This is a genomic window from Cupriavidus sp. 01L43 (genome assembly GCF_056399925.1).
The window spans coordinates 424,192-437,632 of the sequence record NZ_JBFTSH010000001.1; the positions used below are offsets into that span (position 1 = coordinate 424,192).

Below are 13,441 nucleotides of genomic sequence, written 5' to 3' on the forward strand. Positions count from 1 at the left end.
GCGCCCCATGACACAAGCGATGTATCAAAAATCCGTCTCGCATTCCGTCGCGCAGACGATGAAAAACGCGGTGACGGCGGCCGTGATGACGGCCATCCTCACCATTCCCGTGCTGGGCCTGCAACTGAAGCTGGACGGCTACAAGGTGGTGCTGGAGCCACACTGGCGGCCGGTCTGGATCGCCGTGGCGGCCGTTTTCGTCTTTCAGCTGCTCAAGCCGCTGCTCACGCGGGCCCGTAGCGCCGTGAAGCTGCCCGCCGCGCCGGCGATGGGCGCGCAGCAGCAGCGCGTGGTGATCTGGGTGCTGCTGGCGGTGGGGCTGGTCTGGCCGTTCTTCGGCTCGCGCGGCGCGGTGGACGTGGCCACGCTTGCCCTGATCTACGTGATCCTGGGCCTGGGCCTGAACATCGTGGTGGGCTTCGCTGGCCTGCTCGACCTGGGCTACGTGGGCTTCTACGCGGTGGGCGGCTATACGTATGCGCTGCTCAACCAGTATTTCGGGTTCACGTTCTGGGAGTGCCTGCCGATTGCTGCGGGCATGTCGGCGCTGTTCGGCTTCGTGCTCGGCTTCCCCGTGCTGCGGCTGCGCGGCGACTACCTGGCCATCGTCACGCTCGGCTTCGGTGAAATCATCCGCCTGCTCTTGAACAATCTGACCAGCCTGACTGGCGGCCCGGACGGCGTCTCGGGCATTCCGAAGCCGACCGTGTTCGGCATCGAGATGGCGCGCAGCGCCAGCGTGGAAGGCACGCGCACGTTCCATGAAATGATCGGGCTCGATTACACCGGCCAGCACATGGTGATCTTCCTGTACCTGCTGGCGCTGCTGCTGGTCGGCTTCACCCTGTTCGTGACGAGCCGCCTGATCCGCATGCCGATGGGCCGCGCCTGGGAGGCGCTGCGCGACGACGAGATCGCCTGCCGCTCGCTGGGCCTGAATCCCACGCGCATCAAGCTGTCGGCATTCACGCTGGGCGCCTCGTTCGCGGGGCTGGCCGGCGCGTTCTTCGCGGCGCGCCAGGGGCTGGTCAATCCGGAATCGTTCACGTTTATCGAATCGGCGTTGATCCTGGCCGTGGTAGTGCTGGGCGGCATGGGCTCGCAGCTGGGCGTGATCCTGGCAGCCATCCTGCTGACCGTGCTGCCCGAGGTGGCGCGCGATTTTGCCGAATACCGCATGCTGATTTTCGGCCTGGTGATGGTGCTGATGATGATGTGGCGTCCGCAGGGCTTGCTGCCCGCGAGCCGTCCCCACGTGGAGTTGCCGCAATGAGCGCGGAAATGCTGAAAGTATCCGGCCTGCAGATGCGCTTTGGCGGGCTGCTGGCCGTGGACGGCATCGATTTCGATGTGCGTCGCGACGAGGTCTTCGCCATCATCGGCCCGAACGGCGCCGGCAAGACCACGGTGTTCAACTGCGTGGGCGGCTTCTACAAGCCCACCGGCGGCGAAGTCACGCTGGACGGCCAGGCCATCGCCGGCCTGCCGAGCCACCAGGTGGCGCGGCGCGGGCTGGTGCGCACGTTTCAGAATATTCGCCTGTTCAAGTCGCTGACCGTGGTGGAGAACCTGCTCGTGGCGCAGCACCTGCAGGTCAAGGCCGGCCTGCTGCGCGGGCTGTTCGCCACGCCGGCCTACCGCCGCGCCGAGCGCGAGGCGCTGGAGCGCGCCGCCGTCTGGCTCGAACGCATGGGCCTGACCTCGGTGGCCAATCGCGAGGCGGGCACGCTGTCCTATGGACACCAGCGCCGGCTCGAGATCGCGCGCTGCATGATCACCAAGCCGCGCCTGCTGATGTTGGACGAACCGGCGGCGGGCCTGAATCCGCAGGAAAAGATCGAACTGCAACAATTGATCGACAAATTGCGCCACGAATTCAACATTTCGGTGCTGCTGATCGAGCATGACATGAGCCTCGTCATGGGCGTGTCCGACCGCATCCTCGTGATGGAGCACGGCAAGCCGATCGTCATCGGCAAGCCGGACGAAGTGCGCAACGACCCGCGCGTGATCAAGGCCTACCTGGGAGAGGACTGATGCTGAAGCTGGAACAGGTCCATACCCACTATGGCGCCGTGGAGGCGCTGAGCGGCGTATCGATCGAAGTGAACAAGGGCGAAATCGTCACGCTGATCGGCAGCAACGGCGCAGGCAAGACCACGCTGATGATGACCGTGTGCGGCTCGCCGCGCGCCTCGAGCGGCCGCGTGTCGTTCGAGGGGCAGGACATCACGCAGCGCAATACCCACGAGATCATGCGCATGGGCATGGCGATCTCGCCGGAAGGGCGGCGAGTGTTCCCGAGCCTGACCGTGCTGGAAAACCTGAAGATGGGCGCGTTCTTCGCCAGCCGGCACGACATCGAGGCCGGCATCGAGCACGTTTTCAAGCTTTTTCCGAGGCTGAACCAGCGCTCGGGCCAGCGCGCGGGCACGATGTCCGGCGGCGAACAGCAAATGCTGGCGATCGGCCGTGCCCTGATGAGCCGCCCCCGACTGCTGCTGCTGGACGAGCCAACGCTGGGCCTCGCCCCGCTGATCATCGCCCAGATCTTCGACATCATCCGCACCATTCGTGAGGAAGGCGTCACGGTATTCCTGGTCGAGCAGAACGCCAACAAGGCGTTGCAGGTGGCGGACCGAGGCTACGTGCTGGAAACCGGGAAGGTGGTGCTGGCGGATACCGGGGAGAATTTGCTGGCGAATGACCGGATACGGGCGGCGTATTTGGGTGGGTAATAGGACAGGCGGCACCAAGTGCCGCCTTTTTTCTGGCGAGCCGACTTGCCGTCTTGCTGTCTAGCGGCGCCTGAACAGGCGCTTGAGGAGAGGGCGCTCTATCTTTTGGGCGGTTTCTCCACGAGTCTTGAGATACGCTTGAGATTCCTTGGCGTCCTGATCGATATCCTGCTCAGAGAAAGACTCGAAGACGAACGCAATCGCCGCTCGCCATTCGGAACTAGCCTGCCAGTCGTCCAGATACCGACTCCGCTGCGTTGATGTAAGGGACGTCCAGAATGGTCGCCACTCCTGATCGAACCAGGGTTCCGCCACGCCTTGCCTGACATGTACCGCCAGTTCATCAGGCTTGATGTGTGGGAATACGATCCAAGGCGGCTGGGGAGCGTCCGGATACTGCGCCACGCGGCCTTGGATCGTCAGCATTCCGGCTCGTCGCTAAGGCCATATGCGCAAGCGAATGGGTCATGCCATTTGTTGCCCTTGTAGAGCAGGTCGACCGTATTGCCTCCTAACCAGAATAATGTCGCTGTCCCTCCTGAGTAGAGTCGAAATCTTCCGGAAGTGTTATCGCTGAACGATACCTCGCCGTTCGCAAAGCATGGGGAATAACGTTCGTGCGTCAGAATGCGGCTCTCTATCGGATAAGCCTTGGAGAAATACCGTTTTACTTGGCTGACCGTGGGCTTGAAGGTCTTGCAGTTTTCCGTGAGGCTGGCGTCGTCGATGTCGCTGTCGAGACCGGCCCCGTCTAGGATCACCTGTGTAACGGTTCGTTCCGCACTTGCAGCAGGAAATGCCTGCCACGATGCCAGAACCAAAAACAGCATTCCGAAGTTGAAATTCGGCATTTTGAATCCAGGAACCGTTAGCACGTTGGTTTGTCGGAAAGACCGTACATGCAAGCGAAGGGATCATGCCATTCGTTGCGCTTGTAGAGCAAACGCACTGTGTCTTCACTTCGTGACCAAGTTAATAAGGCAGTTCCGCCGGAAGACAGCTGAAATGTGCCAGAACTGTTGTCGCTGAACTTCACCTTTCCCGTCGCATAGCATGGGGAATAACGCTCATGTGTGTGTACGTAACCATCTACTGGATACGCCTTAGAAAAATAGCGTTTGACCTGGTTAACCGTGGGCTTGAATGCTTTGCAGTGCTCCGTGAGAAAGGTGTCCTGAGTGTCGATGTTGCGGCCGGTTTCCTCTATCACTATTACTGTCGCCGTTCGCTCTTGGCTTGCCGCCGGCAACGCATAGCACGAGATTAATACAGCGCCAATAACGGCTCGCGAATTTACCATTTTGCTGTGCTTGCCTCCGTAACGATTTTGTAAGACACATGAGGATGTCGATAGATTTCGCTCGCCAAGATCGTGAATGTTTGGACTGTTTCAGCGATTAACCAATGCAGGGAAAAGTTTTGCGCGGCAGTGACATTCTCATAGACAAGGGCTGGATTTTCCTTTCCTGGTATATTTTTAGGGTATGCCATGCCTACGAGTTCGATACCAATCGCATCATAATTTGCCGGGTATCGCTGGGGCCATGGTTTCTTGTGTTCATGATCGGATAGTCTTTGAGTGCCTCTCATCGAGGAGGCGATTTTGAGTTCCGTCGGCGAACAGGCGTGCGTGGCAATACAGCGTGATTTCAAGAGGCCAACATGATTTGTCCTCTTTAGCAAGGATGCGGTTTGATAGATGGTTCCGTCTTTTTCGATCAGGAAGTGTGCGCCATTTGCGCCCTGATCTCGGTAGCTGTTGAACGTGCTTTCCGCGGTCGGGCTGTAGGTTTGATGGACGACGATTCCATTCACCTTGGCCATCAACCCCCGTTCGATACCTGGAAATCTTTTGATCTTGATGCGCTCCGCATCGACGATTCCATTCTTGTCAATAAACAGCATGCCGTTTCCCCTTTCAGATTGCGCGATTTGCCTTCACATCGAAACCCATCGCGACCGTCCCTGCACTGCCACCCGACGCGTTCTGCACGACGTATTCCTGCTTCACCCGCGAAAACGAAAGGCTGACTTCTTCTCGGGGCGCGCGCATATTGATGTTGTGAGCCGGTTTCACCTGAGTCACCAGGACGTCCTCCATGGTGATCCTGAGAAACTCCAGCGGCTTCCCGCCGGCCTTGCGCATGACCAGCACGGCGCTATCGATATGCTTGCCGCTCAGGCAACACTGGACAAGGTTCGGCGTGGCGCGGTCGACATAGTGTTCGAACGTCAGGTCCTCAACGGTCGCCTTGCCTGCGCCGCCGCCCCTTCCTGCGTGCGTGTTCGATGGCTGCTTCACCGACCATTCCCACGTCAGAACCTCAATCTCTTTCGAATGGCTGGCGTCCGTCGCTTCGCCCTCGATTCCTGTCAGCTTCAAGAAGATGTCCTGCGCCATCAGATGCTCCCGTCGTTGGTTGAGAAACAACTCAGGGAGCCTATCGATCGGCAAAGAAGTGATCTATAGAACTAGTTCGAAAGGCGCCGCCACCCCGGACTTGCCGCCACCCACCCCTTTTCGCCAACCGCGAAATCCCCCTTTCGCCAATGACTACCGGGCGGTTGGCAGCGTCTGACCGCTTGGGCGGGCCCCCGCGTGGCATAATCGATTGCGATGTCAAGCAATCACCGGCCACGCCGGAGGCGCGGCACAATAGCGGCGCCGACCCGCGAAGGCATCCGGTAAATAACAATCCCCTGCAAACCACTGCGCGGACCTGCGCCGTTCCTGCCCGGACGGACGGTTCGCCCCCCCTGCATCATGGCCAAGACGCTCTACGACAAACTCTGGGATGACCACACCGTCCACGTCGAGGAAGACGGCACGACGCTGCTCTACATCGATCGCCACCTGCTGCACGAAGTGACCAGCCCGCAGGCGTTCGAGGGGCTGAAGCTGGCGGAGCGTCCGGTGTGGCGCATCAGCGCGAATCTGGCCGTGTCCGACCACAACGTCCCGACCACGGACCGTACGGAAGGCATCACCGACCCCGTCTCGAAGCTCCAGGTCGATACGCTCGACGCCAACTGCGACGCCTTCGGCATCACCCAGTTCAAGATGAACGATCACCGCCAGGGCATCGTCCACGTGATCGGGCCGGAGCAGGGCGCCACGCTGCCGGGCATGACGGTGGTCTGCGGCGACTCGCACACCAGCACGCACGGCGCGTTCGGCGCGCTGGCGCACGGCATCGGCACGTCCGAGGTGGAGCACGTGCTGGCCACGCAGACGCTGCTGGGCAAGAAGGCCAAGAACATGCTGATCCGCGTGGAAGGCAAGCTGCCGCGCGGCTGCACCGCCAAGGACATCGTGCTGGCCATCATCGGCAAGATCGGCACGGCTGGCGGTACGGGCTACACCATGGAATTCGCCGGGTCCGCCATCCGCGACCTGACGATGGAAGGCCGCATGACCGTCTGCAACATGGCGATCGAAGCTGGCGCGCGCGCCGGCATGGTGGCCGTGGATGACGTGACGCTGGAATACGTGAAGGGTCGTCCGTACGCGCCGCAGGGCGTGGAATGGGACCAGGCCGTGGCCTATTGGCGCACGCTGCATTCGGACGCAGGCGCCCACTTCGACAAGGTGGTTGAACTGCGCGGCGAGGACATCCGTCCGCAGGTCACCTGGGGCACGTCGCCCGAGATGGTGGTCAGCATCGAGGACCGCGTACCCGATCCCGAGAAGGAAAAAGACCCGAACCGCCGCAACGCCATGGAGCGCGCGCTCGAGTACATGAACCTGCAGCCGAACGTGCCGATGGAGTCGATCCAGATCGACAAGGTGTTCATCGGCTCCTGCACCAACAGCCGCATCGAGGACATGCGCGCCGCCGCCTGGGTGGTGCAGAAGCTGGGCCGCAAGGTAGCCGGCAACGTGAAGCTGGCGATGGTGGTGCCGGGCTCGGGCCTGGTGAAGGCGCAAGCCGAGCGTGAAGGGCTGGACAAGGTCTTCAAGGCCGCCGGCTTCGAATGGCGCGAGCCGGGCTGCTCGATGTGCCTGGCGATGAACGCCGACCGGCTGGAGCCGGGCGAGCGCTGCGCGTCCACCTCGAACCGCAACTTCGAAGGCCGCCAGGGCGCCGGCGGCCGGACCCACCTGGTCAGCCCGGCGATGGCCGCCGCCGCTGCCATCGAGGGTCATTTCGTCGACATCCGAAAGCTGGGCTGAGGCGTTACGCAACGGCATCCGTACACGGCTAATCGAATAAGCAGAACATGAAAAAGATCGTGATCACGTTCCTGGCATGCCTGGGCATGCTGCAACTGGCTGGCTGCAACACGATGGCTGGCATCGGCAAGGACACGCAGGCCGCCGGGCGTTCCCTCGAGAACGCGGCGCGCAAGTAAGGACATACTCATGGACAAGTTCACCGTACACAGCGGCCTCGTGGCGCCGCTGGACCGCGAAAACGTCGACACCGACGCGATCATCCCGAAGCAGTTCCTGAAGTCGATCAAGCGCACGGGCTTCGGCCCGAACCTGTTCGACGAATGGCGCTACAAGGACGTCGGCCAGCCCGGCCAGGACAACAGCAAGCGCCCGCTGAACCCGGACTTCGTGCTGAACCAGCAGCGCTACCAGGGCGCGAGCATCCTGCTGGCACGCAACAACTTCGGCTGCGGCAGCTCGCGCGAGCACGCGCCGTGGGCGCTCACGCAATACGGGTTCCGCGCCGTCATCGCGCCGAGCTTCGCCGATATCTTCTTCAACAACTGCTACAAGAACGGCCTGCTGCCGGTGGCGCTGACCGACCTCCAGGTCGACCACCTGTTCAACGAGACCAACGCGTTCCCGGGCTACCAGCTGACCATCGACCTGGACAAGCAGGTGGTGCTCACGCCGGGCGGCAACAGCTACCCGTTCGACATCGCCCCGTTCCGCAAGTACTGCATGCTGAACGGCTTTGACGACGTGGCGCTGACGCTGCGCCACAAGGACAAGATCAAGGCGTACGAAGCCGAGCGCCTGACGAAGATGCCCTGGCTGGGCAATCGCCTGGTCGGCTGACCGCACAAGACACACTCCAATACAGGAAGACAGATGAAGATTGCAGTCCTGCCGGGTGACGGCATTGGTCCCGAGATCGTTGCCGAAGCTGTCAAGGTGCTCAACGCCCTCGACGAGAAATTCGAACTGGAAACGGCGCCGGTCGGCGGCGCCGGCTACGAGGCCGAAGGCCATCCGCTGCCCGAGAACACGCTGAAGCTGGCCAAGGAGGCCGATGCCATCCTGTTCGGCGCCGTGGGCGACTGGAAGTACGACAGCCTGGAGCGCCCGCTGCGTCCGGAGCAGGCCATCCTGGGCCTGCGCAAGCACCTGCAGCTGTTCGCGAACTTCCGCCCGGCGATCTGCTACCCGGAGCTGACCGGCGCCTCGAGCCTGAAGCCCGAACTGGTGGCCGGCCTGGACATCCTGATCGTGCGTGAGCTGAACGGCGACATCTACTTCGGTCAGCCGCGCGGCATGCGCGAGGCCCCGGACGGCCTGTTCAAGGGCGCCCGCGAAGCCTTCGACACGATGCGCTACAGCGAGCCCGAGATCCGCCGCATCGCCCACGTGGCGTTCCAGGCCGCAGCCAAGCGTGGCAAGAAGCTGTGCAGCGTGGACAAGGCCAACGTGCTGGAGACGTTTCAGTTCTGGAAGGACATCGTGATCGATGTCAGCAAGGAATATCCGGACGTCGAGCTGTCGCACATGTACGTCGACAACGCGGCCATGCAGCTGGTCAAGGCGCCGAAGAGCTTCGATGTGATCGTTACCGGCAATATGTTCGGCGACATCCTGTCCGACGAGGCAGCGATGCTGACCGGTTCCATCGGCATGCTGCCGTCGGCGTCGCTCGATGCCAACAACAAGGGTCTGTACGAGCCGTCGCACGGCTCGGCGCCGGACATCGCCGGCAAGGGCGTGGCCAATCCGCTGGCCACCATCCTCTCCGCCGCGATGATGCTGCGCTACTCGCTGAACAAGGCCGACCAGGCCGACCGCATCGAGCACGCCGTCAAGAAGGTGCTGGCCCAGGGCTACCGCACCGGCGACATCCTCACGCCGGGCTGCAAGCAGGTCGGCACGCGGGAGATGGGCGAAGCCGTGCTGGCTGCGCTGTAATCGGCCGTTTTTTGCCAGTTCGTGCCAAAAACGGGGCCTTCGGGCCCCGTTGGCGCAAGAAAATCGTGTAGACTCCGCGAATGGTCCGAATTCCCCAGTTCCTCGCTACTGCCATCGCTGCCGTCATCACGGCCGGCGTGGGTTCGCGCGACCATACCGCGACGATTAAAACCATTACTACCAAAACGATCCCCTAAGATCGTTCGTCGTGCCTGCCCGTCTTCCCCGCGCAGCGTACGCYGGGCGAGGAAAATGGCGGGGAAGTACTCATCACATCCGAGGTAAGTCATGATTGTAGGTCTCGTCGGTTGGCGAGGAATGGTCGGCAGCGTCCTGATGCAACGCATGCAGGAAGAGCGCGATTTCGACCATATCGAGCCCGTTTTCTTCAGCACGTCCAACGCCGGCGGCAAGGCCCCGGCCATGGCGAAGAACGAAACCACGCTGAAAGATGCCAACGACATCGACGCACTGAAGCAGTGCGACGTGGTGCTCACCGCCCAGGGCGGCGACTACACCAGCGATGTCTTCCCGCGCCTGCGCGCGGCCGGCTGGAGCGGCTACTGGATTGATGCGGCGTCTTCGCTGCGCATGAAGGACGACGCGATCATCGTGCTCGACCCCGTCAACAACGACGTGATCAAGGATGCACTTTCGAAGGGCGTCAAGAACTTCATCGGCGGCAACTGCACGGTCAGCTGCATGCTGATGGGCCTCGGCGGCCTGTTCGAGAACGACCTGATCGAGTGGATGACCTCCATGACCTACCAGGCGGCCTCGGGCGGCGGCGCGCAGCATATGCGCGAGCTGCTGACGCAGTTCGGCACCCTGAACGCCTCGGTCAAGCCGCTGCTGGACAACCCCGCCTCGGCCATCCTCGAGATCGACCGCACCATCCTGGCTACGCAGCACGGCCTGTCGGCGGACGAAACCAAGCAATTCGGCGTGCCGCTGGCCGGCAACCTGATTCCCTGGATCGACAAGGATCTGGGCAACGGCGTGTCGCGCGAAGAATGGAAGGGCGGCGCCGAGACCAACAAGATCCTGGGTCGCGGCGATGGCTTCCTGGGCGCGACCGGGGCCACCCCGATCGCCGTGGACGGCCTGTGCGTGCGGATTGGCGCCATGCGCTGCCACTCGCAGGCGCTGACCATCAAGCTGCGCAAGGATGTGCCGCTGGACGAGATCGAAGGCATGCTGGCCTCCCACAACCCGTGGGCCAAGGTGGTGCCGAACACGCGCGAAGCGAGCATGACCGACCTGACCCCGGCTGCCGTGACCGGCACGCTGAGCATTCCGGTGGGTCGCCTGCGCAAGATGCAGATGGGCGGCGAGTACCTCTCGGCCTTCACGGTGGGCGACCAACTGCTGTGGGGCGCCGCCGAGCCGCTGCGTCGTATGCTGCGCATTCTGATCGAGAAGTAAGCAGGTACTGAGTCTCCCCGGCATTCGTTGCGGGGAGGCAACAGAATCCGCCGCTTTCCTGCCAACGCCGCGCCCCAGCGCGGCGTTGTTACGTTCGGACCCCTATTTTTCCCAGGCTTGCGTCACAATACAGCCGGCATTCGCCTGGCCAAGGGGTCACCGTCGCGTCATTGCGGCGAAGGGGTGAGACAATCGGGCACGACGTTTTTTTCGTCCGCACCGGCCGTCCGCCCGCCTGCCAGGCATTTGGGTCGGGTTTATTTTTCGCTACTAGAAACATAAATGGAGCACGAGGTGAGTGTGAGCCTACATCGCCGGAAAGATGCGCCTACTGTCCGTCAGCGCTGGTCAACGCTGGCCGTCACGGCTCTCGGTTTGCTGCTGATGCAGCCCGCCGCGTACGCCGCGGGGTTCGGACAATTACGGGTACAGTCCAATCTGGGGCAACCGCTCCAGGCTGAAATCGATATCAGCGGCGTTTCGGCCGAGGAAGCGGACAGTCTCAACGTCAAGCTTGCCTCGCCGGCCGCCTATGCCAGGGCAGGGCTGACGTACCTGCCGGCCGTGTCCGGCGTGCGACTCCAGGTGGAGCAGCGCCCCAACGGCACCTATGTGGCAACCGTCCGTTCCAACCAGCCGATCAGCGAGCCGTTCGTCGACATCCTCGTCGACATGAGCTGGTCGAGCGGCAAGGTGACGCGCGCCTACACGTTCCTGCTCGATCCGGCGGGCGCGAAGTCCAACCAGAGCTTCGCCCCGACCACGGTGGTGCAGGCGGCTACGCCCGATGCGTCCCCGGCCGAGGCCCCCGCGCAGGCGGCCAAGCCCGCCGCGCCGGTGCCGGCCGCCGCGTCGTCGGAGGCCGCTCGCCCGGCTCCGGCCCCGCGCCAGCCGCGCCGCGCCGCCGCCCCGGCGGCCCCCGCATCGACCGACGGCGCTGCCGCCGGCGAGCCATACACGATCCAGCGCGGCGACACGCTGTCCAGCATTGCCGGCGATGCCGCGCAGGGCCAGGACGTGTCGCTCGAGCAGATGCTGCTCGCGCTGTATCGGAATAATCCGAATGCATTCATCGGCGGCAACATCAACCGGATCAAGTCCGGCGCGGTGTTGAAGGTGCCGAGCGCCCAGCAGGCGCAGTCCGTCAGCCCGCGCGAAGCTCGCCGCGAGGTTGTGGCGCGCACGCAGGGCTTCGACAGCTACCGCGGCCGTCTGGCCGCCGCCGCTGCCGCGAAGTCCGTGGAAGCGGGCTCGGGGCGCGAGCAGTCCGGCAACGTGACGGCGCGCGTGCAGGACACCACGGTGCCCGCCGCCGGTCCGCGCGACGAACTGAAGCTGAGCAAGGCAGACCGCGCCGCGCAGGCCAAGGCGCAAGCCCAGGCCGAAGCCGAAGTGGCCTCGCAGCGCAAGCTGAAGGACGCCGAGTCGAAGCTGGCCCAGCTCGAGAAGAACGTCACGGACATGCAGCGCCTGATGGAGCTGAAGAATGCCGAGATCGCCAAGCTGAACCAGGCCAAGGCGGCTCCGGCCCAGGCTGCTGCGCCGGCCACGCCGGCGGCCAGCACCGCGCCGACCGTGGTGCCCGCCGAGCCGGCCAAGCCCGCTGACACGGCGACTGCCGCGACGAGCACGGCCACGCCGACGCCGGCTCCGGCCGCCACGGCAGCTGCACCGGCCTCCGCAGCCGATGCCGCCGCGCCGGCCGCAGCCGCTGTGGCTGCAACGGCCGCCGCTTCGGCGCCGCAGGCAGACGCCGCCGCACCCGCCCCGGCCGCCGCCGCTTCCGCCCCTGTGGCCGTGAAGAAGCCCGCGCCGCGCGTGCAGCCCGCACCGGTACCGGAGCCCTCGTTCCTGGACGAACTGCTGGGCAACCCGATGCTGCTGCCGGGCGCCGGTCTGCTGGTCGCGCTGCTGGGCGGCTATGCCGTCTATCGTCGCCGCCAGAAGCAGAAGACCGCTGACAACGGCGGCTTCGGCGACAGCATCCTGTCGCAGGAAAGCACGGTGATGGCCGGTGGCCATTCGCTGTTCGGCACCGCCGGCGGCCAGAGCGTGGATACCTCGCAGCACAGCGTGTTCGGCGCCGATTTCCGGATCGGCAACAACTCGCCGGAAGCTACCGAGGTGGACCCGATCGCCGAGGCGGAGGTGTATATCGCCTACGGGCGCGACGTGCAGGCCGAAGAAATCCTGCGCGAAGCGCTGCAACAGAGCCCGGAGCGTCAGGCCATTCGCCTGAAGCTGCTGGAGATTTACAACACTCGCCAGGATGTGGAAGGTTTCCGAGTGATTGCAGAAGAAATGTTCGCCCAGACGGGCGGGCAAGGCGCGGACTGGCTGCAGGCCGCCGAAATGGGTCGCAAGCTGGACCCGAGCAATGCCTTGTATTTGTCGGTAGCGCCGGACGCCACGGCCGAAGTGGATACCACCACGCCGGTCGCGGACCAATGGCGCACGCAGGACCCCGCGCACAACCTCGAGCAGCCGCCGCGCGAGCCCGCCATGGCGGATCTGGCGCTGCCGCTCGACGCCTTCCCGGCGCCCGCGCCGGGGGAGCCCATCGTGGCACCGGAGTCGGCCTCGCTGGTATTCGGTAACGAATTCCAAGCGGAACCGGTGGCACGTCTGGATGACGTACTCGACGAAAGCCACGACACCGGCCTCGACATGCCGGCTGACCTGGAAAGCCGCCACCTGGCCGAGGTGCCGGCGCTCGATACCCCGACGCGTTCGCGTCCGCTGGAGTTCGACATGTCGGGCATCTCGCTCGACCTGAACCCCGGCAGCGCCGGCAAGTCGGCGGGCAACGACCCGCTGGCCGACTCGGTGCCGCTCCCGGCGCCGACGATGCTGCAGAACGGCCGTCTGGCCGAGCCGATCGACCTGAGTCGCGTGACGTCCGAGGGCGGTGGTGACACCACCCACGGCGTGTCCGCCAGCACCCTGTCCGCCAACGGCATGGACGGCGGCCGCGACATGCAGATCAAGCTCGACCTGGCCCGTGCCTACATCGAGATCGGCGACAAGGAAGGGGCCCGCGAACTACTCCAGGAAGTGGTGGATCAGTCGCAAGACCCGCTCCAGGCCGAAGCGCGCACGCTGCTGCGCGAGGTGGCCTGACCGGTAGCGGTCACGCGTCGGAAAACGGCCTGCAAAGGCCGGT

13 protein-coding genes are annotated in these 13,441 nt (G+C 63.9%); 9 read left to right on the plus strand and 4 right to left on the minus strand.

The genetic code is table 11. The features are described 5' to 3' along the window. Positions 1-7: 7 nt before the first annotated feature. The 3 genes from AC1DP9_RS02075 to AC1DP9_RS02085 are packed head-to-tail and all read left to right on the plus strand — an operon-like array spanning position 8 to position 2,738. On the plus strand, positions 8-1,273 hold the full coding sequence (locus tag AC1DP9_RS02075; protein WP_441590545.1) for a high-affinity branched-chain amino acid ABC transporter permease LivM: 1,266 nt from the start codon (positions 8-10) through the stop codon (positions 1,271-1,273). Continuing rightward, positions 1,270-2,037, plus strand: a complete 768-nt coding sequence (gene livG / locus AC1DP9_RS02080; protein ID WP_092290156.1) for a high-affinity branched-chain amino acid ABC transporter ATP-binding protein LivG — start codon at positions 1,270-1,272, stop codon at positions 2,035-2,037. Before AC1DP9_RS02075 ends, livG begins: the two co-directional genes overlap by 4 nt. Then, entirely contained in the window at positions 2,037-2,738 is a 702-nt protein-coding gene (locus AC1DP9_RS02085) for an ABC transporter ATP-binding protein (protein ID WP_477106484.1), read from the plus strand. The genes livG and AC1DP9_RS02085 overlap by 1 nt, the downstream gene beginning before the upstream one ends. A 60-nt stretch (positions 2,739-2,798) precedes the next feature. On the opposite strand, the gene AC1DP9_RS02090 is transcribed toward AC1DP9_RS02085, so the two are convergent. The 4 genes from AC1DP9_RS02090 to AC1DP9_RS02105 form a co-directional block, all read right to left on the minus strand. Next, complete coding sequence (locus AC1DP9_RS02090; RefSeq protein WP_477106485.1) at positions 2,799-3,164, minus strand: hypothetical protein; 366 nt, start codon at positions 3,162-3,164, stop codon at positions 2,799-2,801. After that, positions 3,158-3,589: a hypothetical protein gene (locus AC1DP9_RS02095; RefSeq protein WP_477106486.1), complete on the minus strand. Its 432-nt coding sequence runs from the start codon at positions 3,587-3,589 to the stop codon at positions 3,158-3,160. The genes AC1DP9_RS02090 and AC1DP9_RS02095 overlap by 7 nt, the downstream gene beginning before the upstream one ends. A gap of 442 nt (positions 3,590-4,031) precedes the next feature. Beyond that, complete coding sequence (locus AC1DP9_RS02100; RefSeq protein WP_477106487.1) at positions 4,032-4,643, minus strand: peptidoglycan recognition protein family protein; 612 nt, start codon at positions 4,641-4,643, stop codon at positions 4,032-4,034. Between the two features lie 13 nt (positions 4,644-4,656). Further along, positions 4,657-5,139: an Hcp family type VI secretion system effector gene (locus AC1DP9_RS02105; protein ID WP_477106488.1), complete on the minus strand. Its 483-nt coding sequence runs from the start codon at positions 5,137-5,139 to the stop codon at positions 4,657-4,659. 363 nt (positions 5,140-5,502) lie between these two features. Here AC1DP9_RS02105 and leuC point away from each other — a divergent pair, with 363 nt between their 5' ends. The 6 genes from leuC to AC1DP9_RS02135 all read left to right on the plus strand — a co-directional run bounded on the left by leuC (position 5,503) and on the right by AC1DP9_RS02135 (position 13,398). Further along, positions 5,503-6,912: a 3-isopropylmalate dehydratase large subunit gene (gene leuC, locus AC1DP9_RS02110; RefSeq protein ID WP_092290149.1), complete on the plus strand. Its 1,410-nt coding sequence runs from the start codon at positions 5,503-5,505 to the stop codon at positions 6,910-6,912. 47 nt (positions 6,913-6,959) lie between these two features. Beyond that, the gene (locus AC1DP9_RS02115) at positions 6,960-7,091 is read left to right on the plus strand and encodes an entericidin A/B family lipoprotein (protein ID WP_092290135.1); all 132 of its coding nucleotides are present in this window, start codon (positions 6,960-6,962) and stop codon (positions 7,089-7,091) included. A gap of 10 nt (positions 7,092-7,101) precedes the next feature. Next, positions 7,102-7,752 (plus strand): 3-isopropylmalate dehydratase small subunit, encoded by a 651-nt coding sequence (gene leuD, locus AC1DP9_RS02120; protein ID WP_441590542.1) that lies wholly within the window; start codon positions 7,102-7,104, stop codon positions 7,750-7,752. 33 nt (positions 7,753-7,785) lie between these two features. After that, a complete protein-coding gene (leuB, locus tag AC1DP9_RS02125) occupies positions 7,786-8,853 on the plus strand; it encodes a 3-isopropylmalate dehydrogenase (protein WP_477106489.1) in 1,068 nt (355 codons plus the stop codon). A gap of 288 nt (positions 8,854-9,141) precedes the next feature. After that, positions 9,142-10,278, plus strand: a complete 1,137-nt coding sequence (asd, locus tag AC1DP9_RS02130; protein WP_477106490.1) for an aspartate-semialdehyde dehydrogenase — start codon at positions 9,142-9,144, stop codon at positions 10,276-10,278. Positions 10,279-10,560: 282 nt separating this feature from the next. Next, positions 10,561-13,398, plus strand: coding sequence for a motility hub landmark protein FimV (locus tag AC1DP9_RS02135; RefSeq protein ID WP_477106491.1), 2,838 nt, complete (start codon positions 10,561-10,563; stop codon positions 13,396-13,398). Positions 13,399-13,441: the final 43 nt, after the last annotated feature.

What these genes read in the sequence shown, in the direction of transcription:
- asd (WP_477106490.1), top strand. Translation starts at nt 9,142, where the DNA reads ATGATTGTAGGTCTCGTCGGTTGGCGAGGAATGGTCGGCAGCGTCCTG.
- AC1DP9_RS02135 (WP_477106491.1), top strand. Translation starts at nt 10,561, where the DNA reads ATGGAGCACGAGGTGAGTGTGAGCCTACATCGCCGGAAAGATGCGCCT.
- AC1DP9_RS02105 (WP_477106488.1), bottom strand. Translation starts at nt 5,139, where the DNA reads ATGGCGCAGGACATCTTCTTGAAGCTGACAGGAATCGAGGGCGAAGCG.
- leuB (WP_477106489.1), top strand. Translation starts at nt 7,786, where the DNA reads ATGAAGATTGCAGTCCTGCCGGGTGACGGCATTGGTCCCGAGATCGTT.
- livG (WP_092290156.1), top strand. Translation starts at nt 1,270, where the DNA reads ATGAGCGCGGAAATGCTGAAAGTATCCGGCCTGCAGATGCGCTTTGGC.
- AC1DP9_RS02075 (WP_441590545.1), top strand. Translation starts at nt 8, where the DNA reads ATGACACAAGCGATGTATCAAAAATCCGTCTCGCATTCCGTCGCGCAG.
- AC1DP9_RS02095 (WP_477106486.1), bottom strand. Translation starts at nt 3,589, where the DNA reads ATGCCGAATTTCAACTTCGGAATGCTGTTTTTGGTTCTGGCATCGTGG.
- AC1DP9_RS02090 (WP_477106485.1), bottom strand. Translation starts at nt 3,164, where the DNA reads ATGCTGACGATCCAAGGCCGCGTGGCGCAGTATCCGGACGCTCCCCAG.
- leuD (WP_441590542.1), top strand. Translation starts at nt 7,102, where the DNA reads ATGGACAAGTTCACCGTACACAGCGGCCTCGTGGCGCCGCTGGACCGC.
- AC1DP9_RS02115 (WP_092290135.1), top strand. Translation starts at nt 6,960, where the DNA reads ATGAAAAAGATCGTGATCACGTTCCTGGCATGCCTGGGCATGCTGCAA.
- AC1DP9_RS02085 (WP_477106484.1), top strand. Translation starts at nt 2,037, where the DNA reads ATGCTGAAGCTGGAACAGGTCCATACCCACTATGGCGCCGTGGAGGCG.
- AC1DP9_RS02100 (WP_477106487.1), bottom strand. Translation starts at nt 4,643, where the DNA reads ATGCTGTTTATTGACAAGAATGGAATCGTCGATGCGGAGCGCATCAAG.
- leuC (WP_092290149.1), top strand. Translation starts at nt 5,503, where the DNA reads ATGGCCAAGACGCTCTACGACAAACTCTGGGATGACCACACCGTCCAC.